22 protein-coding genes are annotated in these 24,446 nt (G+C 66.5%); 15 read left to right on the forward strand and 7 right to left on the reverse strand.

Translation table 11 applies throughout. The features are described 5' to 3' along the window. The first annotated feature begins 103 nt into the window (after positions 1-103). Positions 104-1,129 (forward strand): hypothetical protein, encoded by a 1,026-nt coding sequence (locus tag QX073_RS22305; RefSeq protein WP_315750421.1) that lies wholly within the window; start codon positions 104-106, stop codon positions 1,127-1,129. A 3-nt stretch (positions 1,130-1,132) separates the two neighbouring features. On the opposite strand, the gene QX073_RS22310 is transcribed toward QX073_RS22305, so the two are convergent. Continuing rightward, positions 1,133-2,266 carry a site-specific DNA-methyltransferase gene (locus QX073_RS22310; protein WP_315717257.1) on the reverse strand — a complete coding sequence of 378 codons (1,134 nt, stop codon included), beginning with the start codon at positions 2,264-2,266 and terminating at the stop codon, positions 1,133-1,135. A gap of 384 nt (positions 2,267-2,650) precedes the next feature. Between QX073_RS22310 and QX073_RS22315 the strand changes: the two genes are divergently transcribed. Together QX073_RS22315 and moaB are read left to right on the forward strand one after the other, a co-directional pair. Then, positions 2,651-3,571 carry a neutral zinc metallopeptidase gene (locus QX073_RS22315; RefSeq protein WP_315717256.1) on the forward strand — a complete coding sequence of 307 codons (921 nt, stop codon included), beginning with the start codon at positions 2,651-2,653 and terminating at the stop codon, positions 3,569-3,571. Between the two features lie 9 nt (positions 3,572-3,580). Beyond that, positions 3,581-4,144, forward strand: coding sequence for a molybdenum cofactor biosynthesis protein B (moaB, locus tag QX073_RS22320; RefSeq protein WP_315739947.1), 564 nt, complete (start codon positions 3,581-3,583; stop codon positions 4,142-4,144). A 40-nt stretch (positions 4,145-4,184) separates the two neighbouring features. Here moaB and QX073_RS22325 read toward each other — a convergent pair whose 3' ends face one another. The 4 genes from QX073_RS22325 to QX073_RS22340 form a co-directional block, all read right to left on the reverse strand. Then, a complete protein-coding gene (locus tag QX073_RS22325) occupies positions 4,185-4,607 on the reverse strand; it encodes a hypothetical protein (RefSeq protein ID WP_316171363.1) in 423 nt (140 codons plus the stop codon). Between the two features lie 119 nt (positions 4,608-4,726). Beyond that, positions 4,727-5,656: a helix-turn-helix domain-containing GNAT family N-acetyltransferase gene (locus tag QX073_RS22330; RefSeq protein ID WP_316226369.1), complete on the reverse strand. Its 930-nt coding sequence runs from the start codon at positions 5,654-5,656 to the stop codon at positions 4,727-4,729. A gap of 64 nt (positions 5,657-5,720) precedes the next feature. Continuing rightward, the gene (locus QX073_RS22335) at positions 5,721-6,293 is read right to left on the reverse strand and encodes a glycosyl transferase (protein ID WP_316167468.1); all 573 of its coding nucleotides are present in this window, start codon (positions 6,291-6,293) and stop codon (positions 5,721-5,723) included. 176 nt (positions 6,294-6,469) lie between these two features. After that, positions 6,470-8,887: a phosphoketolase family protein gene (locus QX073_RS22340; RefSeq protein ID WP_316226370.1), complete on the reverse strand. Its 2,418-nt coding sequence runs from the start codon at positions 8,885-8,887 to the stop codon at positions 6,470-6,472. A gap of 191 nt (positions 8,888-9,078) precedes the next feature. On the opposite strand from QX073_RS22340, the gene QX073_RS22345 reads away from it, so the two are divergent. The 4 genes from QX073_RS22345 (at position 9,079) to QX073_RS22360 (ending at position 13,374) form a co-directional block, all read left to right on the forward strand. Beyond that, positions 9,079-10,257 (forward strand): PA0069 family radical SAM protein, encoded by a 1,179-nt coding sequence (locus QX073_RS22345; RefSeq protein WP_315717250.1) that lies wholly within the window; start codon positions 9,079-9,081, stop codon positions 10,255-10,257. A gap of 19 nt (positions 10,258-10,276) precedes the next feature. Beyond that, positions 10,277-10,726 (forward strand): VOC family protein, encoded by a 450-nt coding sequence (locus QX073_RS22350; protein WP_316226371.1) that lies wholly within the window; start codon positions 10,277-10,279, stop codon positions 10,724-10,726. Between the two features lie 75 nt (positions 10,727-10,801). Then, a complete protein-coding gene (locus QX073_RS22355; RefSeq protein ID WP_316226372.1) occupies positions 10,802-11,656 on the forward strand; it encodes a ribonuclease HII in 855 nt (284 codons plus the stop codon). Positions 11,657-11,865: 209 nt separating this feature from the next. Beyond that, complete coding sequence (locus tag QX073_RS22360; RefSeq protein ID WP_316226373.1) at positions 11,866-13,374, forward strand: glycosyltransferase family 39 protein; 1,509 nt, start codon at positions 11,866-11,868, stop codon at positions 13,372-13,374. Positions 13,375-13,485: 111 nt separating this feature from the next. Here the strand turns inward: QX073_RS22360 and QX073_RS22365 are convergent, their stop codons facing one another. Then, complete coding sequence (locus QX073_RS22365) at positions 13,486-14,304, reverse strand: uracil-DNA glycosylase (RefSeq protein ID WP_316167476.1); 819 nt, start codon at positions 14,302-14,304, stop codon at positions 13,486-13,488. Positions 14,305-14,609: 305 nt separating this feature from the next. Here QX073_RS22365 and QX073_RS22370 point away from each other — a divergent pair, with 305 nt between their 5' ends. From QX073_RS22370 to QX073_RS22380, 3 genes are all read left to right on the forward strand, one after another. Continuing rightward, positions 14,610-16,268 carry an electron transfer flavoprotein-ubiquinone oxidoreductase gene (locus tag QX073_RS22370; RefSeq protein ID WP_316188118.1) on the forward strand — a complete coding sequence of 553 codons (1,659 nt, stop codon included), beginning with the start codon at positions 14,610-14,612 and terminating at the stop codon, positions 16,266-16,268. 241 nt (positions 16,269-16,509) lie between these two features. Continuing rightward, positions 16,510-18,306, forward strand: coding sequence for a tetratricopeptide repeat protein (locus QX073_RS22375; protein WP_315717245.1), 1,797 nt, complete (start codon positions 16,510-16,512; stop codon positions 18,304-18,306). Between the two features lie 162 nt (positions 18,307-18,468). Beyond that, the gene (locus tag QX073_RS22380; protein ID WP_316175984.1) at positions 18,469-19,371 is read left to right on the forward strand and encodes a 4-(cytidine 5'-diphospho)-2-C-methyl-D-erythritol kinase; all 903 of its coding nucleotides are present in this window, start codon (positions 18,469-18,471) and stop codon (positions 19,369-19,371) included. Between the two features lie 263 nt (positions 19,372-19,634). Here the strand turns inward: QX073_RS22380 and QX073_RS22385 are convergent, their stop codons facing one another. Further along, positions 19,635-20,645, reverse strand: coding sequence for a polyprenyl synthetase family protein (locus QX073_RS22385; protein WP_315717243.1), 1,011 nt, complete (start codon positions 20,643-20,645; stop codon positions 19,635-19,637). A gap of 137 nt (positions 20,646-20,782) precedes the next feature. Between QX073_RS22385 and QX073_RS22390 the strand changes: the two genes are divergently transcribed. From QX073_RS22390 to QX073_RS22410, 5 genes are all read left to right on the forward strand, one after another. Next, complete coding sequence (locus QX073_RS22390) at positions 20,783-21,010, forward strand: DUF2007 domain-containing protein (RefSeq protein WP_006613556.1); 228 nt, start codon at positions 20,783-20,785, stop codon at positions 21,008-21,010. Further along, positions 21,003-21,767 (forward strand): tRNA1(Val) (adenine(37)-N6)-methyltransferase, encoded by a 765-nt coding sequence (locus tag QX073_RS22395; RefSeq protein ID WP_315750427.1) that lies wholly within the window; start codon positions 21,003-21,005, stop codon positions 21,765-21,767. The genes QX073_RS22390 and QX073_RS22395 overlap by 8 nt, the downstream gene beginning before the upstream one ends. Before the next feature lie 242 nt (positions 21,768-22,009). Then, positions 22,010-22,912 carry a S49 family peptidase gene (locus QX073_RS22400; RefSeq protein WP_315717239.1) on the forward strand — a complete coding sequence of 301 codons (903 nt, stop codon included), beginning with the start codon at positions 22,010-22,012 and terminating at the stop codon, positions 22,910-22,912. A gap of 105 nt (positions 22,913-23,017) precedes the next feature. Then, on the forward strand, positions 23,018-23,209 hold the full coding sequence (locus QX073_RS22405; RefSeq protein WP_315717238.1) for a hypothetical protein: 192 nt from the start codon (positions 23,018-23,020) through the stop codon (positions 23,207-23,209). A gap of 128 nt (positions 23,210-23,337) precedes the next feature. Then, on the forward strand, positions 23,338-24,285 hold the full coding sequence (locus QX073_RS22410) for a glycine--tRNA ligase subunit alpha (protein WP_315750428.1): 948 nt from the start codon (positions 23,338-23,340) through the stop codon (positions 24,283-24,285). Positions 24,286-24,446: the final 161 nt, after the last annotated feature.

The following is a 24,446-nucleotide window of genomic DNA, read 5'->3' on the forward strand; positions in this document are numbered from 1 at the left end:
TGTTCTAACATTGTTTCGACAAATGGAACCTCCGCAGCCTTATTCCGAACGAAGTCATCGCCGAAACGGCGCAGCGGGGGCGCGTTGAATCGTCGGAGGTCTGATGACGAATCGAACGACGAGTTTGTTGCCGTGCGTTGCTGTCGCCGTGCTGGCGGGAGCGGCTGCGACGACAATCGAGTTTACACCGGCATCGGCTGCAGACGAATGCCTTGCAAAGCCTGCGGGGACGCCGGCGGGGAAGCACTGGTTCTATCGCATCGATCGCGCGACCAAGAAGCAGTGCTGGTATCTGCGCGACGACGATCGCGAAGCGAAGGGCGCGTCGCTGGTCACGCGCAAGCTCGCCTCGCAGAAGGAACGGGCTCAGCTCTCGTCGACCGCGGCAAATGCACGTGCCGAGATCCAATCGTCGTCCAAGGACGCCGCCGATGAGGTGAAGGTCGTGTCCTCGACACCGACCGTGGCGGCGTCTGCCTTTCCGTCGGCTGCTGCATTTCCGGCCGCGCCTGCGCCGGTCGTCGCGCCGGCGCCCGTGGTGTCAGCGCCGGCGGCGGCTGCGCCCGACCCGGTCGGCGCGGCTGTGAACGAATCTGCTGTTGCGACGCGTTGGCCCGACCAGTCCGGCACGCTGCAGGCCGCGGCGCAGCCCGCTGCGCCCCGCGCGTCATCCTACACGCTCGCGGCCGCCAGCGACACCAACGCCGCGGAAGCGGCTGCTCCCGCGACGCCGGCGCTGGCCGCTGCGGATGCGTCGCCGGCCGTGACGATCGGCATGTCCGGGGATGATGCGTCCAAGACGCGGATGTTTGCTTTCCTGGGCGCAGTCGCGATCGCGGGCTTCTCGATCAGCGTGCTGTTTGCGCGCGCCCGGAGCAGGCGGCAGCTTCGCATCGAGCCGGTGGCCGCCCGGCGCGTCACGCGTTGGCCGGCGGAGCCCGAGCTCGATCGCATGCACCTGCCGCCGGTGGACAGCTACTATCCGGCGCTGGCGGGACGCCGGGGTAAATCGTCGCAGTCGACAGCGCAGGTCTCGGTCGTGCCGCGCGACGACGCTCGCTACGATGAGCAGTACGAGGTCGAAGACCTGCTGGCGCGCTATTCCGGACAGGAACGCCGGAATTCCTGAGCGTCAGGCGGCGGACATCTCGGAGCGGATCTCGGCGCGCAATTCGTCGATCAGCCTGAGGCCGCCCTTGGTCTCGACATGCCAGAAGGTCCAGCCGTTACAGGCCGGCAGGCCTTGCGCCACCGCGCCGATGCGGTGGATCGAGCCGACCTTGTCACCCAGCATGATGGCCCCATCGGCGCGCACCAGCGCGCCGTGGCGGCGCTTGGAGTCGACGAGCTTGGTGCCGGGCGCGATCATGCCGCGTTCGATCAGCTCCGAGAAGGCGACGCGCGGCGCTTCGCGCGCCGTCATGAACGGTGCGAGCGTTGCCTCCGGCAGCGGCTCGACCGCGGCGATGCGCCGCTCTGCCGCCTTCGCATAGACCTTGTCGCGCTCGAAGCCGATGTAGCGGCGGCCGAGGCGTTTTGCCACGGCTCCGGTCGTGCCGGTGCCGTTGAACGGATCGATCACCAGATCGCCGGGTTTCGAGGATGACAGCAGCACCCGCGCCAGCAGGCCTTCCGGCTTCTGCGTCGGATGGATCTTCTTGCCGTCGCCGTCCTTCAGCCGTTCCTCGCCCGTGCACAGCGGAATCAGCCAGTCCGAGCGCGCCTGGACGTCCTCGTTGGCGGCCTTCAGCACTTCGTAGTTGAACGTGTAGCCCTTCGCCTTCTCGTCCCGCGCGGCCCAGATCATGGTCTCGTGCGCGTTGGTGAAGCGGCGGCCGCGGAAGTTCGGCATCGGGTTGGACTTGCGCCAGACGATGTCGTTGAGGATCCAGAAGCCGAGATCCTGCATGATCGCGCCGACGCGGAAGATGTTGTGATAGGAGCCGATCACCCAGATCGTCGCGCTCGGCTTCATCAGGCGGCGCGCGGCGAGCAGCCAGGCGCGCGTGAAGTCGTCATAGGCGGAGAACGAGGAGAACTTGTCCCAATCGTCGTCGACCGCATCGACCTGCGATTCGTCGGGACGCTTGAGCTCACCCTTGAGCTGCAGATTGTAGGGAGGATCTGCAAACACCAGGTCGACCGATGCGCCTGGCAGTTTCGACATCTCGGCGACGCAGTCGCCGACGATGATTCGTTGCTCTTCGAGGGTCTGAAATTTAGTGCGGGGCGCCCTTGCAGACGCCCCGCGACGCGACTCTACCATGACTCAAGAACTCTGACTCAGGCGACGCTGTCGGCGACGCGGGACCTAACAACCGACTGCCCACACATTGACCCGGCAAAGTAAAAATGGACTTAACCCGGAAAATTATTCGCATCGATGCGCACGCATTCATCACGCGCACCGGCGACGAATTCCGTTCGTCGATACACGATGGTCTCTGCGCAAGACGCCGATTGCGATGGGTTTTTCGCGCCGGTCGAGCGCGAGCGCAGCCGATCGAGGTTCGGCGCGGGCCAGTTTTTTCGGCGGCGCTAGGCAAAATTTGCCGGCCGGGTTATTGATTAACACAGTGGAAATTTTACCTGTTTGCCGCGTTAGGCATTTCGCGCAGAGCCGCGCAAGAATCGTGAGGAAAGGCCGCCCATGCGTTACGATGATTTCCGTCGCAGCGACGACATCGATGACCGTCGCGACGAAGGCGGCGGGATGGGCGGTGGTATGGGTCTGCCGATCGGCGGCGGCGGGCTGGGCATCGGCACCATCATCGTTCTCGGCCTGATCGGCTACGCCTTCGGCATCGATCCGCGCATCCTGATCGGCGGCGCTGAGATGCTCAGCCACGGCGGCGCACCGACCCAGCAGGCCGATCGGCGCTCGCCCGGCAAGACCGGCGCGCCGAAGGACGAGATGGGCGACATGATCGCCGGCGTGCTCGGCGAGATCGACGACCGCTGGAGCGAGATCTTCCAGGCCAGCGGCCAGAATTACACCGGGCCCAAGATCGTGCTGTTTCGCAACAGCACCAATGGCGGCCGCTGCGGCATGGCGCAGTCGGCGATGGGGCCGTTCTACTGTCCGCCGGACCGGCAGATCTTCCTCGACACCAACTTCTTCCGCGAGGTCGAGACGCGCTTCCGGGGCTGCTCGGGCAGCGCCTGCAAGTTCACCGCGGCCTACATCATTGCGCACGAGGCCGGGCACCACATCCAGAACCTGCTCGGCATCCTGCCGCGCGTGACGCGGATGCAGCAGCAGTCGGACAACAAGGCCGAAGCCAACGCGCTGCAGGTCAAGGTCGAACTGCAGGCCGACTGCCTGTCCGGGGTCTGGGTCAATCGCGAGGCCAAGAAGCGTCCGGGCTTCCTCGAGGAGGGCGACATCGACGCCGCGCTGACGACGGCCTCGGCGATCGGCGACGACACCTTGCAGCGGAAGGCGACCGGACGCGTGGTGCCGGATTCGTTCACCCATGGCTCCGCCGCGCAGCGCAAACGCTGGTTCATGATCGGCTACCAGCAGGGCACGGTGCAGGCCTGCAATACGTTCAGCGCCAGTTCGCTGTAGGGAGACGCGATGATGGCGATCGACGAGAGCAAGAGCTTCATTCCCCTCAACATCGCCGTGCTGACGGTGTCCGACACGCGTTCGCTTGCCGACGACAAGTCCGGTACCACCCTGAGTGACCGCCTGACCGCTGCCGGCCACAGGCTCGCGGCGCGCGAGATCGTCACCGACGACGTCGAGAAGATTCGCGCGGTGGTGAAGTCGTGGATCGCCGATCCCGGCGTCGACGTCGTCATCACCACCGGCGGCACCGGCTTCACCGGCCGTGACGTCACGCCGGAAGCGATCGAGCCGCTGTTCGAGAAGCGCATGGACGGCTTCTCGATCGCCTTCCACATGCTGAGCCACGCCAAGATCGGGACGTCGACGATCCAGAGCCGGGCCACGGCCGGCGTCGCCGGCGCGACATACATCTTCTGCCTGCCGGGATCACCGGGGGCCTGCCGTGACGGCTGGGACGGCATCCTCGCCGCCCAGCTCGACTACCGCACGCGACCCTGCAACTTCGTCGAGATCATGCCGCGGCTCGACGAGCATCTGCGCCGGCCCAAGGCGCAGGGCGCGACGGCATAGGGCCACGGGACGACGACGCGGCGCGCGTCCATCGCGCGTCTCACTTCGTGGGTACGATCTCGAAAGCGCCGCCGCCTTCGATGGCCGCGCCAATGAGGCCGCCCATCATGCTGGCCGCGAAATTCTGGCCGCGCGGTCCCACGACCATCCGGTAGGTCTTGCCAGGCACGGCGGTGAAACGAATGTTCGACGAGCCCGGCGAGGACCATGTCGACACTGTGATCGTGGTGGCGCCGGGCGCAATCGAGCCGCTGTAGCTCTCGCCGCGGCCAAGGCTCGCCACCTTGGCGCCGTTGATCTCGATCGCCGCTGGAGCCGCCAGATAGAGGAAGTCCGTCGTGCGCGTAATCGCGACCGTTGCGCGCCCTTTGGGCGCGGCGCGAGCCGCCGTCCCGGCCTCGACCCCAAACAGGCCCGCGAGCGCGACAAGCGCCGCAAGCTTCGATCGCACCATCGATTCCATCACTGCTCCCGCCCTGTTTGGCGGGATAGTACCGGCGCGCGGGAACTTCGCAATCGGCATGCGCAGCCTGTTGTGGAGGTGATCTCGGCCTACCGGCGGTTGCTGCACGAGCTGCCCGGCTACAACTCGAGCCGCCATGTCTCGCCGGTCAGCGGGACGCCGAACATGGCGTGCGGCTCCTCGGCGATCTTGCGAAACCCGGCGCGGGCATAGATGTCGCGCGCGGCGGTGAGAATACTTTGCGTCCACAGCTCGATCATCCTGTAGTTCTTCTCGCGCGCGAAGCGGATGCATTGTTCGGTCAGGGCCCGGCCGACGCCGAGACCGCGGGCCTTCTTCTCGACCAGCAGCAGCCGCAGCTTGGCGACCTCGTCGCTGCCCTTGACCAGGAAGATCGAGCCGACCGGCTCGCCCGCAAGCTCGGCGATCCAGCAGTGCTCGCGCGCCGGGTCGTAGCTCCTGATGAACTGTGCGCCGATCTCGGCGACCAACGCCTCGAACGAGACGTCCCAACCATATTCCTCGGCGTAGACGGCGCCGTGCCGTGAAACCACCCAGCCGATGTCGCCCGGGCGATGGCTGCGCAGCAGCACTGGGGAGCGGCCCGGCTGCTGCGGCTCCAGGGCGGTCTCGATCGTCGTCATTGCACCGACCAGCCGGTCGCGCACGGATGGCGCCAGCGGCGCCAGCATGGCCGCGATCTCCTTCTGCGAGCTGCGGTCGAGCTTGGCATAGGCCTGCCGGCCTCTTGCGGTCAGGCCGAGCTGCTGCTGCCTGCGATCGGTTGGCAAAGGCGTGCGGGTGATCAGCCCCTGCTCGTCGAAGCTCTGGACGATGCGGCTGAGATAGCCGGCATCGAGGCCGAGCGAGAGACCGATCTCCTTGGCCGAGATGGCGTCGTACTGTGCGAGTTCATAGAGCACACGCGCCTCGGCCAGAGAAAACGGACTGTCGAGCAGATGCTGGTCCAGCGCGCCGAGCTTCCTCGTGTAGAAACGGTTGAACGCGCGGATGGCGGCGACCTGGCCGTCGGCTGGGGCGGAATTCATGGGGCACCTCCAATATTTGCCATTGTCAACCAATTGATTGACTTTGGCAAGTATTGTCGTGCCGCTACACCATCACGATCCGGCTGCGCAGCATCGTCCGCGAGGAACGGCCGAGCTGACGCAGCAGCCGCGTTTCGGCGCGCTTGTGGTCGGGCTTGTATCCGCCGAGCTGCCGGTAGTGATCCCTGGCGATCAAGAGACCCTGGTCGCCGAGCGGCCCGACCAGGACCCGCGCAACCGCGCGCAGCCGGTCGCGCAGGCTGATTGCGGCATAGGGAGACCGGGCATAGCGGAAGACGCCAGCGCGCGGCCGGCCGGCGGTGGCGACGCTCTGGACGAACTGCATGGTTTCATCGATCCAGCCGGGATCGAGCATCGCGCCGGCGGGCAGAAACATCAGCCAGGGCGCACGCGCGCTGGCGGCCCCTGCAGCCAGGGCCGCGGCCTGGGAGCCCTCGAACTTCATGAAGTGGCAGCCAGCGACGTCCGCGACCCGCTCGATCACGCTGGAATCGGGCGAGCGATCGACCAGCAGCACCTCGGTGACGACACCGGCCGCGGCGCCCGGCACCAGCGCGGACAGGGTGGCCACGGCGGTCTGCTCGACACCTTCGGTCGGAATGATCACGCTCAGCATGAAACTGGCATCGCTATCTGTCGCGCCTCCGGCTTGACTGTTATCATCTTGTCATAGCCAAATCAGCCCGCTGCGCTGCGGAATTTTGCAGCACGCACCTGGCCGCGCCGTTCGGGGCCGCGCCCGAACGGTGCTATTTCAAGGTGCCGTGTTGCTGAAGCTCGCGCTTGACTGGCTCAGTCGCCTGCCTGCGTCGGCGTGGTGCCGCCGGCGCTGTTCGGCCACACCCAGTCGCGGATCGCCGGCATGTCCTCGCCATGCGCGCGGATGTAGCGGGCATGCTCGATCAGCGCATCGCGGAATTTCTGCTTCACATGGGCCGCCGACACGCTGAGGCCGGGCACGCGTTCGATCGCCTCGATGGCGAGGTGGAAACGGTCGAGCTCGTTGAGCACGACCATGTCGAACGGAGTCGTCGTGGTGCCTTCCTCGATGAAGCCGCGCACATGCATGCCGGCATGGTTGGTGCGGCTGTAGGTGAGGCGATGGATCAGATACGGATAGCCGTGATAGGCGAAGATCACCGGCTTGTTGGTGGTGAACAGGCTGTCGAAGTCGCGGTCGCTGAGGCCGTGCGGATGGTCCTGCTTCGGCTGCAGGGTCATGAGGTCGACGACGTTGACCACACGGATCTTCAGGTCGGGCAATTCCTTGCGCAGCAGGTCGACGGCTGCGAGCGTCTCCAGGGTCGGGACATCTCCGGCGCAGGCCATCACCACGTCGGGCTCCTCGTCGGCGGGCTCGGTGCCGGCCCAAGACCAGATGCCGATGCCGGCGTCGCAATGCGTCGCCGCCTCCTGCATCGACAGCCATTGCGGCGCCGGCTGCTTGCCGGCAACGATGACGTTGATGCGGTCGTAGGTGCGCAGGCAGTGGTCCGCGATCCACAACAGCGTATTGGCGTCCGGCGGGAAGTAGATGCGGACGATGTCCGCCTTCTTGTTGGCAACGAGGTCGACGAAGCCGGGGTCCTGATGGCTGAAGCCGTTATGGTCCTGCCGCCAGACATGCGAGGTCAGGAGATAGTTCAGCGACGCGATCGGGCGCCGCCACGGCAGCTCGCGTGACACCTTCAGCCATTTGGCGTGCTGGTTGAACATCGAATCGACGATGTGGATGAACGCCTCGTAGCAGGAGAACAGGCCGTGGCGGCCGGTGAGCAGATAGCCCTCCAGCCAGCCCTGGCAGAGATGCTCGCTCAGCACCTCCATCACGCGGCCGTCATGGGCGAGGTGGACATCGTAGGGCTCGATGCCTTCCATCCACACCCGCTCGGTGACCTCGAATACGGCATCGAGCCGGTTCGAGGCGGTCTCGTCCGGGCCCATGATGCGGAAGTTGCGTGTCTCTGCATTCAGCGTGATCACGTCGCGCAGGAACTTGCCGAGCTCGCGCGTGGCTTCAGCCATGGTCTGGCCCGGAGAGGACACCTCGACCGCAAAATGCTGGTAGTCTGGGAGCCTGAGCTCGCGCTTGAGCAGACCGCCATTGGCATGCGGGTTGGCGCCCATGCGCCGCGTGCCCTTCGGTGCCAGTGCCTGCAGCTCCGGCACGAGCCGGCCGTGGCCGTCGAACAGCGTTTCCGGCTCGTAGCTTTTCATCCACGCTTCGAGCAGCGCGAGATGCTCCGGCTTGCCGCGGGGATTGGCGATCGGCACCTGATGGGCGCGCCAGAAGCCTTCGACCTTGAGGCCGTCGACCTCCTTCGGCCCGGTCCAGCCCTTCGGGCTGCGCAGCACGATCATCGGCCAGCGCGGCCGTTGGATCGTTGCATCCGGCTGACGCGCATTCTGCTGGATCGAGCGGATGCTCGCGAGCGCGACATCGAGCGCGTCCGCCATCTGGCGATGCATCGCCTTCGGCTCCGCGCCTTCGACGAACAGCGGCTCGTAACCGTAGCCCTCGAACAGGCATTTGATCTCGGCATCGCCCATGCGGCCGAGCACGGTGGGATTGGCGATCTTGTAGCCGTTGAGATGCAAAATCGGCAGCACCGCGCCGTCATGGGCCGGGTTCAGGAACTTGTTCGAATGCCAGGATGCGGCGAGCGGCCCGGTCTCGGCTTCGCCGTCGCCGACCACGCAGGCCACGATCAGATCGGGGTTGTCGAACGCCGCACCATAGGCGTGGACCAGCGCGTAGCCGAGCTCGCCGCCTTCGTGGATCGAGCCCGGCGTTTCGGGCGCGGCATGGCTCGGAATGCCGCCGGGGAAGGAGAACTGCCGGAACAGCTTGCGCAGGCCATCGGCATCGCGCGTGATGTCCGGATAGATCTCGCTGTAGCTGCCTTCGAGATAGGTGTTGGCGACCATGCCGGGGCCGCCATGGCCGGGACCGCACACGTAGATGACGTCGAGATCCTGCGCCTGGATGGCGCGATTGAGATGGGCGTAGATGAAATTCAGTCCGGGCGTCGTCCCCCAGTGGCCGAGCAGGCGCGGCTTGACGTGCTCCGCTTTCAGCGGCTCGCGCAGCAGCGGGTTGTCCAGCAGATAGATCTGCCCGACCGAGAGATAGTTCGCCGCGCGCCAATAGCGATCGAGCAGGTCGAGATCGTCGGCTGTGTTGGTCTGATGGGAAGACGTGATGTTCATGGAACCTCGCTTGCCGTCCGCTTCGCGCCTGCGGGAAGTGCATTAGAGTAACGCCGCACCATTCCGTTCCAGTGCGCTGCGAAGGATAGAACGGGAATGTGATGGTTGGCCCTGCGCGGGCTCCAGAACCGTTCCGAGGCGTTGTTCTCTTTTGTTCTTGTATTGTTCTTTCTATGTGCTATGTCTTGGCCATGAGCCGAGCATCTTCACATGCCCTCAAGCGCCCGCCGGTCCCGGTGCCCTCCGAGCCGGTGGGCGCGCCTTCATCTGGCCCGGAAAACGACTTCCCCGAACTCGCGGTCGCCATCGAACGGGGCCGGCGCCGCGGCCGGGGTGCACAATCCAATGCGAGCGGCCGCTACGAAGCGGAGGCTCGCGTCGTCTTCGACGATGGCTGGCAGAGTCTCGAGGACTTGCCGCCGTTCAAGACCACGGTCGCGACCGATACCTCGCGCAAGGTCATCACCCGCAACGACTCGCCGGACATCGGTTTCGATCGCTCGATCAACCCGTATCGCGGCTGCGAGCATGGCTGTGTCTACTGCTTCGCGCGACCGACCCATGCGTTTCTCGGGCTGTCGCCTGGTCTCGACTTCGAATCCAAGCTGTTCGTGAAGCCGGATGCGCCCGCGCTCCTGGAAAAGGAGCTCGCGGCCAGCGGCTACGAGCCGAGGATGATCGCGATCGGAACCAACACCGATCCCTATCAGCCGATCGAGCGCGAGCGGAAGATCATGCGCGGCATCCTCGAGGTGCTGGAAAAGGTTGGCCATCCCGTCGGGATCGTGACCAAGTCGGCGCTGGTGATGCGTGATGCCGACATCCTGGCGCGGATGGCCAAGAGGAACCTGGCGAAGGTCGCGATCTCCGTGACCACGCTGGATCCGAAGCTGGCGCGCACCATGGAGCCGCGGGCCTCGACGCCGTCGAAACGGCTGGAGGCGCTGCAGGCGCTGTCCAGGGCCGGCATTCCGACCACGGTGATGGTGGCGCCGGTGATCCCGGCGCTGAACGACAGCGAGATCGAGCGCATCCTCGATGCCGCCGCCCATGCCGGCGTCAAGGAGGCGGCCTATGTGCTGCTGCGCCTTCCGCTGGAGGTGCGCGACCTGTTCCGCGAATGGCTGCTCGAGCATTATCCCGACCGCTACCGCCACGTCTTCACCCTGATCCGCGACATGCGCGGCGGCCGCGATTACGACTCGCAATGGGGCACGCGAATGAAGGGGACAGGCCCGATGGCCTGGATGATAGGCCGCCGCTTCGAGATCGCCTGCGAAAAGCTCGGCCTGAACAAGCGCCGGACCAAGCTGACGACCGATCATTTCGTCCGGCCGAAGGGCGGCGGGCAGCAACTCAGCCTGTTCTGAAGCGTGCGGAGAGCAGTTGATGAGCGCACAAGCGAGCGTTCCGCGGTTCACCGTCATCACACTCGGTGTATCCGAGATGCGGCGGAGCATCGCCTTCTATACGTCGCTCGGCTTCGCCCGAAAATTCCGCGCGACCGGCGAGGCCGTGGCATTCTTCGAGACCGGCGGGACGGTGCTGGCGCTGTACCCGTGGGGCGCGCTCGCCGATGATGCGGGCGTGCCGGACGCACCTCGCCCCCAGGCGTTCCGCGGCGTGACGCTGGCATGGAACTGCCGCTCGGAGGCCGAGGTCGATGCGGCGCTCGCGTCGGCGGTGGAGAAAGGCGCGATGCTGCTGAAGCCGGCGCAACGAACCGACTATGGCGGTTACAGCGGCTACTTCTCCGATCCGGACGGTCATGTCTGGGAAGTGGTGATCGCGCCGGGGATTGATGTCGGCGAGGATGATCGAGTGCACCTGCCGGCGTAGTCGGTCGCCGGCAAGGGGCGAATAGCGGGGAATGAGGTCCGTTCGGGGTTGCGCCGCCGCGGGCCGTTTCGCACCATGCCGGCCATGATTCGCGATCAGTCAAAGAAGCCGGGCAGGGCGCAGGCGACGAGCGGCGCCGTGGCGAAGAGCGCACCTGCAAAGGCCGCAACCAAGCCTGTCGCCACGAATGCTGCCGGCAGGTCGGCCGCCAGGCTCGGCAAGGGCGTCATCGCGGTGGCGCCGCCGAGCTTCCGGCGGGAGCGCGCGCTGCTCAAGCAGGGCATCTGGCCGGTCGCCGGTTGCGACGAGGCGGGACGGGGGCCGCTGGCCGGTCCGGTGGTCGCCGCGGCCGTGATTCTCGATCCCGCGCGCATCCCGAAAGGCCTCGATGACTCCAAGCGGCTGAGCGCGGAGCAGCGCGAGGCGCTGTTCGACAAGATCTGCAAGACGTCGGCGTTCGCAGTGGCTGTCGCCTCGCCGGCGCGAATCGATCGCGACAACATCCTGCGGGCCTCGCTGTGGGCGCTGTCGCGCGCCGTGAGGGCGTTGCCCGAGGCGCCGAAGCACGTCTTCGTCGACGGCCGCGACCGCATCGACGTCGATTGCGGCTGCGAGGCGGTGATCGGCGGCGATGGCCTGGTGATGTCGATTGCGGCCGCCTCGATCGTCGCCAAGGTCACGCGCGACCGGCTGATGTGCGCGCTGGCGCAGGATTGCCCCGGCTACGGCTTCGAGCAGCACAAGGGGTATGCCGTGCCGGAGCACCTCGCTGCGCTGGACCGGCTCGGACCGTCGGTGCATCATCGCAGCCTGTTCGCACCCGTCGTGGCCGCACGGCGCAAGCACCAGCCGTGGACCGACGTCCCGGAGCCGGATTTGTTTGCCGAGGTGACCGTGGTGACATCCACCGAAATCTCGGTCGGGGTCTGATGCAGGTTGCCTCGCGGTCGCCGCGGTCTTAATAGTTTTGGTCAGCCAGCCAGCACGAAGTGTCACTCCTCGCAGCAGGGGCGGTGTTGTGCGCCCCGATCGTGCGGTATCGATTGCGGGCGTCGGACAGCGAGGCTGCTGCGGATGAGCGACGGTCCTGCCGGCCTCCTCGACGTCCTCAGCGATTCAGCCAAGCGATCCAGCCGTTCATGCGTTTCACGTCCCTGGTTGTCGAACTGATCCGCGCAAGGCCGCGGCTGGTCGTCGTCATCGTGGTGCTGTGCCAGGCCCTGATGTGGCTCGGCGTGGCAATGCTGTTCTATCGCAGCCCGCCCGGCCAGCTTGCCACCACCATCGCGTTCGGACGCGAGTACCAGGTCGGCACCGATCTCGGGCCGCCGCTGTCGGTCTGGCTGTCGGACGTCGCCTATCGCCTTGCCGGCAATCATCTGCTCGGCGTCTACGTGCTGGCCGTGCTGTGCTCGGCGCTCAGTCTGTGGGTGATGTATCTCCTGGCGGCGGCGATCGTCGGCGGCCAGCAGGCGGTGCTTGCCGTGCTGCTGACCATGACCATCACCGCGTTCGGTGCGCCCACGCTGGAATTCGGTCCGGAGGTGCTGGCGCGTCCGCTCTGGGCGCTGCTGCTGCTGCATAGCTGGCGGATTCTCGGCGAGGGCCGGCGCAACGCCTGGTTTGCCTGGTCGATCGAGGCCGGCCTGCTGCTGCTGACCACGCCGGCCGCCACCGGCCTGCTGCTGCTGATCGCGGGCTTCGTGGTCTCGACCGCGCAGGGCCGCCGCGTGCTGCGCTCGTTCGATCCGCTGTTCGCGCTGCTCGTGGTGGTGGCGCTGGCGCTGCCTTATCTCATTTTCGTGCTGCGCTCCGACAGTGTCGGCTTACCAGCGCTGCCCATTCTCGCCGAGCTCTCGGTGCGCGCCTGGCATTGGCTCGCGCTGGCGGGGGGGCTGCTGCTGGCGATCTCGGCCGTGCTGCTGCTGGTGCTGCTCGACGCCGGCTGGATCAATCGCGGCGAGACCGATGCGCCGATCATCTATCGCCGCTCGGTGCCGCCGCTCGCGCGCGACTTCGTCTATTGCTTCGCGATTGCACCGGCGCTGGCCGGCAGTCTGATCGCCGGCCTGTTCGGCCTCTCGACCGTGTTCGGCGGCACTGCCGTGACCCTGACCATGGTCGGCCTTGCCCTGGTGGTCGCGTCGGGTGATCTGATCTATCTGCGGCGGCAGCGGCTGCTGCGCCTGGTCTGGGCGGTTGCGATCGCCGCGCCCGCCATCCTCGCGGCGGGCAGCGCTGTGGTGCTGCCGTTGCTCGGCGACCGCGAGGTCGCGACGGCGATGCCGGCCCGCGACATCTCCCGTTTCTTCGTCGAGAGTTTTGAGCGCCGTACCAACCAGCCGCTCCAGGCGGTCGCCGGCGATCCGCAGCTCGCCAGCCTGGTCGCGCTCGGCCGCCGCCGCGCGCATCTGTTCCTCGATGCCACCCCGCAGCGGACGCCCTGGGTCACGCTGGCCAAATTCGCCGAGAGTGGCGGCGTCGTGGTATGGCGCGCCTCCGACACGGTCGGCACCCCACCGCCGGAGATCGCCCAGCGCTTTCCTGGGCTGGTGCCGGAGGTGCCGCGCAGCTTCGACTGGCTGATCAATGGCCGCCAGCCGGTGCTGCGCATCGGCTGGGCCATCGTGCGGCCGAAGGGACCGTAGCGCTTTCCATAAGCCGTCATTGCGAGGAGCGAAGCGACGAAGCAATCCAGAGGCTTGGGCGGGATTCTGGATTGCTTCGCTTCGCTCGCAATGACGCGGAGGGAGTTCGGCTCAGACCGCCATCACCTTCGCGATCGCGCGCAAATCCTGCCATGACAGCCGCTTGTAGGACGGCGAGCGCAACAGATAGGCCGGATGGAAGGTGGCGATCGCGCGGATGGTGCGCTTGCCGGTGTCGTAGTCGCGCCATTTGCCGCGCGTGCGCATGATGCCCTCGGTGGTGCCGAGCAGCGCCTGCGTCGACGGGTTGCCGAGCGTCACCAGCACGTCGGGATCGACCAGCTCGATCTGGCGGCGGATGAACGGCAGGCAGATCTGCGTCTCCTGCGGCGTCGGCGTCCGGTTGCCGGGCGGGCGCCAGGGAATGACGTTGGCGATGTAGACCTTGCTGCGGTCGAGCCCGATCGCGCCGATCATGCGGTCCAGCAGCTTGCCGGAGCGGCCGACGAATGGCAGGCCCTCGATGTCCTCGTCGCGGCCGGGCGCCTCGCCGACCAGCATGATGCGCGCCTGCGGATTGCCGTCGGCGAACACCAGTCGCGACGCCGTCTGCTTCAGTGCGCAACCGTCGAAAGTCTCCAGGAGCTCGCGCAGCGCCTCCAGGGTCGGCGCTGTCAGCGCCGCCTCGCGGGCCGAGGCGACGGCCGCTTCCGGCGGAGGCGGCGGTTCGCCGCGCGGCGCAATGATCGCCGGCGCGGATAGCCGGCCGGCTTGCGGCGCCGCCGCCGGACGGGCGGCAGGAGCGGCAGGGGATGCGGCCTCAGGCTCCACCAGCCGGTTGATCGGCTCGTCGGCCAAGGCGCAATCGACCCCGGCCTCCAGATAGAAGGCGAGCAGTTGGCGGACGTCGGGGAGGGGCTCGGGGGTCATCATGATCGATCGTGGCAACAATGTACGCCGCCTCGGCGCATGGCGGAATGCATTTCGGTGGTTGTCCTGCCCCGAAAAATCGGAAACAAGAGCTTGGAATAACCCAAAAAAGGGACGGAACGCCCTAGTGTTCCGGCGCCAGCGTTCGCTCCCCCTCAGGACCAGCCCATCAGCGAACCGCCGGCGCCTCCAGGAACTCTAGTTAAGTCATTGTTGCTGTTGCAGCTCCGGGTTTGACCTTTGCACGCGCCAGGGGGATGCAAAGGTCAAATCCACTGCACCGGCCGGGCCTGAGATTGAGAGACATGAGCACCGAAGAGTTACCTCCGCGCGAATCCATGGAGTTCGACGTCGTCATCGTGGGCGCCGGCCCCTCGGGCCTGACTGCCGCGATCCGGCTGAAGCAGCTCAATGCCGACCTCAACATCGTCGTGGTCGAGAAGGGCTCCGAGGTCGGCGCGCACATTTTGTCTGGTGCGGTGATCGATCCGGCGGCGCTGGACAAGCTCATCCCCGACTGGCGGTCGGACGAGGATTGCCCGCTGAAGACCCAGGTCAAGGTCGACAAGTTCTTCTGGATGACCGAGAGCAGCGCGATCTCGCTGCCGGGCTTCGCGATGCCGCCCTTGATGGACAACCATCATTGCTACATCGGCTCGCTCGGAAATGTCTGCCGCTGGCTGTCGCGCAAGGCCGAGGCGCTCGGCGTCGAGATCTATCCGGGCTTCGCGGCCACCGAGGTGCTGTATGACGAGCAGGGCGCGGTGCGCGGCATCGCCACCGGCGACATGGGCATCGGCAAGGACGGCAAGCCGAAAGCCTCGTTCACGCGCGGCATGGAGCTGCTCGGCAAGTACACGCTGTTCGCCGAGGGCGCGCGCGGCAGCCTGTCCAAGCAGCTGATTTCGAAGTTCGCATTGGACGCCAAGAGCGAGCCGGCGAAGTTCGGCATCGGCCTCAAGGAAGTCTGGCAGATCGATCCGGCCAAGCACCAGAAGGGCCTGATCCAGCACTCGTTCGGCTGGCCGCTCGACATGAAGACCGGCGGCGGCTCGTTCCTGTATCACTACGACGACAACCTCGTTGCGGTCGGCTTCGTCGTCCACCTGAACTACGATGATCCTTATCTGTCGCCGTTCGAGGAATTCCAGCGCTTCAAGACCCATCCCTCGATCCGCGGCGTGTTAGAGGGTGGCAAGCGGCTAGCCTACGGCGCGCGCGCGATCACCGAGGGCGGCTACCAGTCGGTGCCGCGGCTGTCGTTCGCCGGCGGCGCGCTGATCGGCTGCGCCGCGGGCTTCGTCAACGTGCCGCGCATCAAGGGCGTGCACAACGCGATGGGCAGCGCGATGCTCGCGGCCGAGCACGTCAATGCCGCGCTCGCATCCGGCCGTGCCAATGACGAGCTGGTCAGTTACGAGAACGCCTGGCGCGGCTCGCCAGTCGGCGAGGATCTGTTCAAGGTTCGCAACGTCAAGCCGCTATGGTCGAAGTTCGGCACGGTGCTCGGCGTCGCGCTCGGCGGCTTCGACATGTGGTGCAACACGCTCGGTTTCTCGTTGTTTGGCACCCAGTCGCACGTCAAGCCCGATCGCGCCACGCTCGATCCCGCCAAGGCGCACAAGCCGAAGCCGGCGATGAAGCCGGACGGTAAGTTGACCTTCGACCGGCTGTCCTCGGTGTTCCTGTCGAACACCAATCACGAGGAAGACCAGCCGGTGCATCTGAAGGTCGCCGACATGGCGCTGCAGAAGAGCTCCGAGCACGACGTCTATGCCGGGCCGTCCAACCGCTATTGCCCGGCGGGCGTCTACGAATGGGTCGAGGAGGGCACCAGCCCGCGCTTCGTGATCAACGCGCAGAACTGCGTCCACTGCAAGACCTGCGACGTCAAGGATCCCAACGGCAACATCACCTGGGTTCCTCCGGAAGGCGGCGGTGGGCCGAACTACGAGGCGATGTAGCCTCGTATAACGCACGATTGCGTGAGTCGGCTGCTCCGGGGAGGGCAGCCGGCCACGATACGGCCATACTGGCGCGGTTTGACGCAGGTCACCTTCGCCAAAGGGGCTCCCGGCTGACCCGAATATCCTGCAGATCCTTGCGGTTGGCCGCCAAACGCGGCATTGTCGGCGCCTTGAAGAGCTGCCGATCGGGTTCGTGTCCGTACCGATCCGTCATTTCCAACAACCAGAGCGCACCGTGATGTTGTCAATTCGCAATCGCTGGACCGCAATTGCCGTTTCTGCCTTGCTGATCCCCGGTGCCGTCCTGGCCCAGACGCCGGATCATCCTGCGGACAACGCCGCAAAATTTCCGACCGGCGTCGATCTGAAGTCGCTCACCACGTCGGGCAGCTATCTGGCGGCCCGCCACGCCAGCGTCGAGCGCGACGCGGCCTCGGCGGCGGCGTTCTACCGCTCGGCGCTACGCAGCGACCCGAAGAACAACGAGCTGCTCGACCGCGCCTTCATCTCCTCGGTCGCCGATGGCGATATCGACGAGGCCGTGAAGCTGGCCGAGCGCGTGCTCACGATCGACAAGTCCAACCGCATCGCGCGTCTCGTGGTCGGCGTGCAGGACATCAAGCAGAAGAAATACGCTGCCGCCCAGACCAACATCAACCAGTCGGTGCGCGGGCCGATCACCGATCTCGTCGCCACCCTGCTGTCGGCGTGGGCCGCGGCGGGCGCGGGCGATTCGAAGGCCGCCGTCGCCAATATCGACAAGCTGACCGGTCCCGAATGGTATCCGCTGTTCAAGGATCTTCATGCCGGCATGATCCTGGAGCTGGCCGGCAAGGAGAAGGACGCCGGCACGCGGTTCGAGCGCGCCTACAAGCTCGACGATTCGATGCTGCGCATCACCGAGGCCTATGCGCATTGGCTGTCGCGCAACAAGGATGCGGCGGCGGCGACCGCGATCTATGAAGCCTTCGACAAGAAGCTCGCGCGCCATCCGCTGGTGCAGGAGGGCCTGCGCGAGACCAAGGCCGGCAGGAAGCTGCCGCCGCTGGTCGATTCGGCGCAGGCCGGCGCCGCCGAGGCGCTGTACGGCATCGGCGCCACGTTGAGCCGCCGCGGCGGCGAGGATCTGGCGCTGGTCTATCTGCAGCTCGCGCTGCACCTGCAGCCGAATCATCCGCTGGCGCTGCTGTCACTCGCCGATCTCTACGAGACGGTGAAGAAGCCGCAGATGGCGATCAAGGTCTATGAGCGGGTGCCGGCGAGCTCGCCGCTGAAGCGCAATGCGCAGATCCAGTTGGCGACCGATCTCGACAGCGCCGACCGCAGCGACGAGGCGATCAAGATCCTCAAGGACGTGATTGCCCAGGATCCGAAGGACCTGGAGGCGATCATGGCGCTCGGCAACATCGAGCGCGGCCGCAAGAAGTTCGCCGATTGCGCCAAGACCTATTCGCTCGGCGTCGATTCGCTGCCCGCCAACAACGACAAGGCCAACAGCGTCTATTACTATTATCGCGGCATCTGTCTGGAGCGCTCCAAGCAGTGGCCGAAGGCCGAGGCCGACATGCGCAAGGCGCTCGAGCTGCAGCCCGACCAGCCGCACGTGCTGAACTATCTCGGCTATTCGTGGATCGACCAGGGCGTCAATCTCGACGAAGGCATGAAGATGATCAAGCGCGCGGTCGAGCAGCGGCCGGACGACGGCTACATCGTCGATTCGCTCGGCTGGGCCTATTTCCGCATCGGCAACTACGAAGAGGCGGTGAAGAACCTCGAGCGCGCGATCGACCTCAAGCCAGAGGATCCGACCATCAACGACCATCTCGGCGACGCCTATTGGAAGATCGGCCGCAAGCTGGAAGCCAAGTTCCAGTGGGCTCATGCCCGCGACCTGAAGCCCGAGGCCGAGGAGCTGCCGAAGATCGAGGCGAAGATCCAGAACGGCCTGACCGACGATCCGGCGCCGGCCGCGGCGAGCAACGACAGCAAGGACACGCCGTCCGACGCCAAGAAGGACGACGGCAAGGGCGGCTAGGTCGCCCCGATCACGAGGTGAGAGCCATCACGGGCTCCTCGGCTTGCCGGGGAGCCCGGATGATTTTGATGAAGCGTGTGGCGGTGCCGGCCACGTTCGTTTCGGCCGCTGGCCGAGCGCGATACCGGATCCGCCACCGAACATGCTGGGGGCATTGCGCCGATGTTGGCGTCCACGGTCACCGGCGCGCTGCAGGAGCAGGGGCGCGCCAAGGTCAATCTGACCCTGCGGGTCGTCGGCCGCAGGGTCGACGGCTACCATGATCTCGAAAGCGTCGTTGCTTTCGCCGACTGCGCGGACCAGCTTACGCTGGTGCCGGGCCCGGAGCTGAGGCTGACGACAACCGGGCCGCTCGCGGAGGCCTGCGGCGAGACCACGGACAATCTGGTGCTGAAGGCGGCGCGGCTGCTTGCGGAGGCCGTTCCGGGCCTGAGGCTTGGCGCCTTCACGCTGGAGAAGGTGCTGCCGGTCGCCGCCGGCATCGGCGGCGGCTCGGCCGATGCCGCAGCGGCGCTGCGGCTGCTGGCGAAGCTGAATGGCCTGTCGCTGGACGACCCGCGTCTCACTGCGGTCGCCTTGAAGACCGGCGCCGACGTGCCGGTTTGCGTGCCCTCGCGCGCCTGCACCATGACCGGCGTCGGCGAGAACCTGCAGCCGCTCGCGCTTCCCGTCCTGCCCTGCGTGATGATCAATCCGCGCGTGCCGGTGGCGACCAAGGACGTGTTCCAGGCGCTCGGCCTCAGGCCGGGCGATCTGCTGGTCGGCGTGACGGATGTTCTCACGGCGCCGTCCTGGCCTGGTGCCGGAGCGTCGGTCAGCGACTGGATCGAGACGCTGAGCCAGGTGCGCAACGATCTCGAGCCGCCAGCCTTGAAGGTGCAGCCGATCATCGGCACCGTGCTCGACGCTCTCCGTGCGAGCGCCGGCGTGCTGCTGGCACGCATGTCCGGCTCTGGCGCCACATGCTTTGCGATCTACGGCAGCGAGGTCGACGCGAAGGCCGCCGGCGCAGAGATCGCCGTCGCGCACCCCGAATGGTGGGTGCATGCGGGGACGTTGAGTTAGTCGTAACTACTTACTAGCGGCGAGCGGCTTCCCGATACAGCGCCCTCTTCCCTTGTGGGAGAGGGCATCGCCGGCTCATCCACGTACTGGGTTGGGTGAGGGGCATCTGTCCGCGGACGCCGCGCTTGCTGAGGCATACCCCTCACCCAAGCGAGCTTGTTGCTCTGTCCTGCATGCCCCCTCCCACAAGGGGCGAGGGCGCATTAACCCACACCGCCTGCGCCGGGGCATGACATCACGAAGGGCAGGCCCCGATTCACCAACTAATGCGACCTGGCCAAACAGAACGCCACCACCTGCTCGAGCGCGGTCTTCATCGGTGACGCCGGAAACAGCGCCAGCGCGTCGACGGCCATGGCGCCGTAGTGATGCGCGCGGCTGATCGTGTCCTCCAAGGCGCGATGCTTATTCATCAGCCCGATCGCATGGTCGAGATCGTGATCGCTGATCTCGCCGCGCTCCAGCGCCTTGATCCAGAAGGCACGCTCGCTGTCGCTGCCGCGGCGGAACGCCAGCACCACCGGCAGCGTGATCTTGCCCTCGCGGAAATCGTCGCCGACATTCTTTCCGAGCTTGGCGGCCTTGCCGCCATAGTCGAGCACGTCGTCGACGAGCTGGAAGGCGATGCCGAGATTCATGCCGAAGGACCGCGAGGCGGTCTGCTCGGCCTTGGGCCGATCGGCGAGCACCGGCCCGACCTCGCAGGCCGCGGCGAACAGCTCGGCGGTCTTGCCGCGGATCACGGCGAGATATTCGTCCTCGGTGGTTGCGGTGTTCTTGGCGGCGGCAAGCTGCATCACCTCGCCCTCGGCAATCGTGGCGGCGGCGGCCGAGAGAATGTCGAGCGCGCGCAGCGAGCCGACCTCGACCATCATGCGGAACGCCTGGCCGAGCAGGAAGTCACCGACCAGCACGCTGGCCTCGTTGCCCCACAGCATGCGCGCCGACAATTTGCCGCGGCGCATTTCGCTCTCGTCAACCACGTCGTCATGGAGCAGCGTCGCCGTGTGCATGAACTCGACGGCCGCGGCGAGCTTGACGTGACCGTCGCCGGTGTAGTCGGTGAGATGCGCCATCGCCAGCGTCAGCATCGGTCGCAACCGCTTGCCGCCGGAGGAGATCAGGTGGTTTGCGACCTCCGGGATCATCGTGACGTCCGAGCCGGTGCGCGACAAAATCGTAGCGTTGACCCGTTCCATGTCGGCTGCGACCAGCGCGACCAGCCCATCGATGGAGGCTCCCGATGGACTCTCGAAAGGTACGATAACCGCCACTCTGGTCTCCGATTTTGCTATGCTCGAAACGACAATAGAAACTGCGGCCGCAGGCGGCAAGGGCAGACACGGAACCTTGACCCAAGCCTGGTTGACCCAAGCCCTTCTTGACCCAAGCCCGCATGGAGACATAACGATTGAAGGAATTGGTTCGGACCAATGATATCGTGCTGGTTTCGGCGATCGGGGCGCTGCTCGATGGCGCCGACATCCATCACCTCGTCCTCGATCAGAACATGAGCATCATCGAGGGCTCGCTCGGCATCCTGCCGCGCCGGATCCTTGTGCATGAGGACGACAATCTCCAGGCCCGGCGGCTTCTCACCGACGCCGGGCTGGCGCATGAGCTGCGCCCTGATGAGTGACGCTGTCGACATCTCCGAGGACGCCGTGCTCGGCGGCCAATTGCGGCTGCGGCAGCCCACGACGGGCCATCGCGCCGGCCACGACGCAATCCTGCTGGCGGCGGCGACGGCCGCGCGTTCGGGCGAGCGGGTGGTCGATCTCGGTGCCGGCGTGGGGACGGCCGGGCTGGCCTTGGCCCGGCGCGTGGGCGGTCTCGGCTTGACGCTGGTCGAGCGCGAGCCGGATCTGGCGCGCCTCGCGCGCGACAACGCACGCGCCAATGCCTTGCCCGCGGAGGTCGTGGTGCTGGACGTCGCCGCGGACGCGGCTGCTTTCGCGGCCGCAGGGCTCGGGCCCGACAGTGTCGACGTCGTGCTGATGAATCCGCCGTTCCACGATGCCGCGCGTCACCGTGCCTCGCCCGACGCCGCGCGCGCGACCGCGCACATGGCAACGGCGACGACGTTGGAGATCTGGACGCATGCCGCGCGGCGGATGCTGAAATCCGGTGGCGTGCTGACCTTGATCTGGCGGGCCGATGGTTTGAGCGGGGTTGTCGCGGCGCTGGCGCGCGGCTTCGGCAGTCTTGCCGTTCAACCGGTTCACGGCCAAGCGGGCAAGCCGGCGATCCGTATCCTGGTCAGGGCCGTTAAGGGAGGGCGGGCGCCGACCCAGCTTCTCGCCGGAGTGGTGCTGAATGAGGCGGCAGGCGTGCCGAATGACGAGGCCGTGCGGGTGCTGTCGGGGCAGGGGGCGCTGGCCTTGAGCACCCCCTGAACGGTTGGTCGTGGTCGGGCGTTATTGCGTCTGAGCTTCGGACTGGCGTTCGGTTACCGTCGTGAACCGGATCGCAGTCAATAGAGTACCGATCAGCAGCATCAACAGGTAGACCTTCATGTATTCCTCCGCCGCACTCTGCACCTTGGCTCGCCGTGCGATTGCCCAGGAGATTGCAAGGCTCGTTCCAGCCCTTTGAATGGCAGCGGCGCGATAAAAAGTGGTTAATCCGAGGTAACAGGATGGTGGACAATTTGACACAACCCAGCGATGCAGCCGGGCTCTTCGATCGGCTGAAGGCGCTGCTTCCGGCGCGGCTGCGCGGCGTACCGGTGGTACCGGTCGTCCGCCTGTCCGGCGTGATCGGCGCGGTGACGCCGCTGCGGCCGGGCCTGACGCTTGCGGGCGTCGCCAAGGTGCTGGAGCGCGCCTTCTCCATGCGCAACGCCAAGGCGGTGGCGCTGGTGATCAATTCGCCCGGCGGCTCGCCGGTGCAGTCGCGCCAGATCTACTTGCGCATCCGTCAGCTCGCGGCGGAGAAGAAGCTGCCGGTGCTCGTGTTCGTCGAGGATGTCGCGGCCTCCGGCGGCTACATGATCGCCTGCGCCGGCGACGAGATCTTCTGCGATCCGTCCTCGATCCTCGGTTCGATCGGCGTGGTCGGCGGCTCGTTCGGGCTGCAGGACCTGATCAAGAAGATCGGCATCGAGCGCCGGCTGTATACGGCCGGCGAGCACAAGGCGATGCTCGATCCGTTCCTGCCGGAGAATCCCGACGACGTGGCGCGGCTGAAGAAGATCCAGCGCGAGATCCACGCGCTGTTCATCTCGCTGGTCAAGGAGAGCCGCGCGACCCGGCTGAAGGGCGCCGACGATGTGCTGTTCACCGGCGAGTACTGGGCCGGCGACAGCGCCGTCACGCTGGGGCTGGCGGACGCCATCGGCGACCTCCGCGCCGTCCTGCGCACCCGCTTCGGCGACAAGGTCGCAACGCCTGTCGTGGCGCCGGCGTCCGGCCTGTTGTCAGGTCTGCTCGGCCGCCGCGCCGCGGGCGCCGGCAGCCTGGGATTCGGCTGGACGGGGCTGGCCGAGGAGGTGATCTCCGCGGCCGAAACCCGGGCGATCTGGGCCCGCTTTGGGTTCTAGACTGGGGGCGCGCCATTTCGCCCCTCGCAATCCGGATTGCGGGGGGAACCGGGATCGGCGACAATGGGATTCGGGGTGGCTCTGTTCATGAACGAGGATCGACCAATGCCGCCGTTCGTTGCTTTCGCGGGTATGCTGGGCGGGCTTGCCGTGGTTCGCTGGGCCTACAAGGCTGCGCAGAAGATCAACCGCGAGCTCGAAGAGGCGCGGCTGTCGCGCGTCGCCGAGGCTGCACAGGCCGCCGAGATCAAGACTCTGCGCCGCGATCCCGTCACGGGCGCCTACCGGCCGGGCTGACGCGAGCCGCTGATCTTCGAACGACGGCACGTCGCCGCCGTTCGGAGACCCTATTGCCTTGATTCCTGATGTCCCCGCCGATACGGTCCGCGCGCTTTTCCGACGCCTGCGAAAGACCGATACCGACGATGGACTCGCTGCCTCCGCACATGCGCCCCGAACGTTCGTTCCAGGGCTTCATCCTGGCCCTGCAACGGTTCTGGGCCGAGCAGGGCTGCGTGATCCTGCAGCCCTACGACATGGAGATGGGCGCCGGCACCTTCCACCCGGCGACGACCTTGCGCGCGCTCGGGCCGAAGCCGTGGAATGCCGCCTACGTGCAGCCGTCGCGGCGGCCGAAGGACGGCCGCTACGGCGAGAATCCCAACCGGATGCAGCACTACTACCAGTTCCAGGTGATCATGAAGCCATCGCCGCCGAACCTTCAGGAATTGTACCTGAAGTCGCTCGGCGCGATCGGCATCGACGCCGCCGTGCACGACATCCGTTTCGTCGAGGACGATTGGGAGAGCCCGACGCTGGGCGCGTGGGGGCTCGGCTGGGAGTGCTGGTGCGACGGCATGGAGGTGTCGCAGTTCACGTATTTCCAGCAGGTCGCGGGCTTCGAATGCGCGCCGGTCGCGGGCGAGCTCACCTACGGCCTCGAGCGCCTGGCGATGTACGTGCAGGGGGTCGACCGCGTCTACGACCTCAACTTCAACGGCCGCGACGGCGACGCCAAGGTCACCTATGGCGACGTCTTCCTGCAGGCCGAGCGGGAATATTCCCGGCACAATTTCGAGCATGCCGACACCGACATGCTGTTCGAGCAGTTCAAGATGGCCGAGGGCGCGTGCCGCAAATATCTCGCCGCCGGCTGGCAAGAAAATTCAAAGCTGGGCAACCGCCGGGAGCATCAGATGGCGCTGCCGGCCTACGACCAGTGCATCAAGGCCAGCCACGTCTTCAACCTGCTCGACGCCCGCGGCGTCATCTCGGTCACCGAGCGCCAGAGCTACATCCTGCGCGTCCGCGAGCTCGCCAAGGCCTGCGGCGAGGCCTGGCTGCATACGGAAGCGGGCGGGGCGGGAGTTTGAGTCAATATCGACGCGGGAAGTGACTCTTCACCCTCCCCTGGAGGGGGAGGGTCGGCACGCGATCGAGCGAAGCGAGATGCGTGCCGGGGTGGGGTGATCTCTCGGCTCGGGCACTGTTGATGATGGATAGACTGTCACCCCACCCCGATTGCTCATGCTTG

Origin of the sequence: Bradyrhizobium sp. SZCCHNS3052 (genome assembly GCF_032484495.1) — a bacterium.
Classification (GTDB): Bacteria; Pseudomonadota; Alphaproteobacteria; order Rhizobiales; family Xanthobacteraceae; genus Bradyrhizobium.

What these genes read in the sequence shown, in the direction of transcription:
- QX073_RS22395 (WP_315750427.1), top strand. Translation starts at nt 21,003, where the DNA reads ATGAGTGACGCTGTCGACATCTCCGAGGACGCCGTGCTCGGCGGCCAA.
- QX073_RS22310 (WP_315717257.1), bottom strand. Translation starts at nt 2,266, where the DNA reads ATGGTAGAGTCGCGTCGCGGGGCGTCTGCAAGGGCGCCCCGCACTAAA.
- QX073_RS22315 (WP_315717256.1), top strand. Translation starts at nt 2,651, where the DNA reads ATGCGTTACGATGATTTCCGTCGCAGCGACGACATCGATGACCGTCGC.
- QX073_RS22350 (WP_316226371.1), top strand. Translation starts at nt 10,277, where the DNA reads ATGAGCGCACAAGCGAGCGTTCCGCGGTTCACCGTCATCACACTCGGT.
- QX073_RS22380 (WP_316175984.1), top strand. Translation starts at nt 18,469, where the DNA reads ATGTTGGCGTCCACGGTCACCGGCGCGCTGCAGGAGCAGGGGCGCGCC.
- moaB (WP_315739947.1), top strand. Translation starts at nt 3,581, where the DNA reads ATGATGGCGATCGACGAGAGCAAGAGCTTCATTCCCCTCAACATCGCC.
- QX073_RS22355 (WP_316226372.1), top strand. Translation starts at nt 10,802, where the DNA reads ATGCCGGCCATGATTCGCGATCAGTCAAAGAAGCCGGGCAGGGCGCAG.
- QX073_RS22400 (WP_315717239.1), top strand. Translation starts at nt 22,010, where the DNA reads ATGGTGGACAATTTGACACAACCCAGCGATGCAGCCGGGCTCTTCGAT.
- QX073_RS22325 (WP_316171363.1), bottom strand. Translation starts at nt 4,607, where the DNA reads ATGGAATCGATGGTGCGATCGAAGCTTGCGGCGCTTGTCGCGCTCGCG.
- QX073_RS22330 (WP_316226369.1), bottom strand. Translation starts at nt 5,656, where the DNA reads ATGAATTCCGCCCCAGCCGACGGCCAGGTCGCCGCCATCCGCGCGTTC.
- QX073_RS22335 (WP_316167468.1), bottom strand. Translation starts at nt 6,293, where the DNA reads ATGCTGAGCGTGATCATTCCGACCGAAGGTGTCGAGCAGACCGCCGTG.
- QX073_RS22365 (WP_316167476.1), bottom strand. Translation starts at nt 14,304, where the DNA reads ATGACCCCCGAGCCCCTCCCCGACGTCCGCCAACTGCTCGCCTTCTAT.
- QX073_RS22305 (WP_315750421.1), top strand. Translation starts at nt 104, where the DNA reads ATGACGAATCGAACGACGAGTTTGTTGCCGTGCGTTGCTGTCGCCGTG.
- QX073_RS22360 (WP_316226373.1), top strand. Translation starts at nt 11,866, where the DNA reads ATGCGTTTCACGTCCCTGGTTGTCGAACTGATCCGCGCAAGGCCGCGG.
- QX073_RS22405 (WP_315717238.1), top strand. Translation starts at nt 23,018, where the DNA reads ATGCCGCCGTTCGTTGCTTTCGCGGGTATGCTGGGCGGGCTTGCCGTG.
- QX073_RS22370 (WP_316188118.1), top strand. Translation starts at nt 14,610, where the DNA reads ATGAGCACCGAAGAGTTACCTCCGCGCGAATCCATGGAGTTCGACGTC.
- QX073_RS22345 (WP_315717250.1), top strand. Translation starts at nt 9,079, where the DNA reads ATGAGCCGAGCATCTTCACATGCCCTCAAGCGCCCGCCGGTCCCGGTG.
- QX073_RS22375 (WP_315717245.1), top strand. Translation starts at nt 16,510, where the DNA reads ATGTTGTCAATTCGCAATCGCTGGACCGCAATTGCCGTTTCTGCCTTG.
- QX073_RS22340 (WP_316226370.1), bottom strand. Translation starts at nt 8,887, where the DNA reads ATGAACATCACGTCTTCCCATCAGACCAACACAGCCGACGATCTCGAC.
- QX073_RS22410 (WP_315750428.1), top strand. Translation starts at nt 23,338, where the DNA reads ATGGACTCGCTGCCTCCGCACATGCGCCCCGAACGTTCGTTCCAGGGC.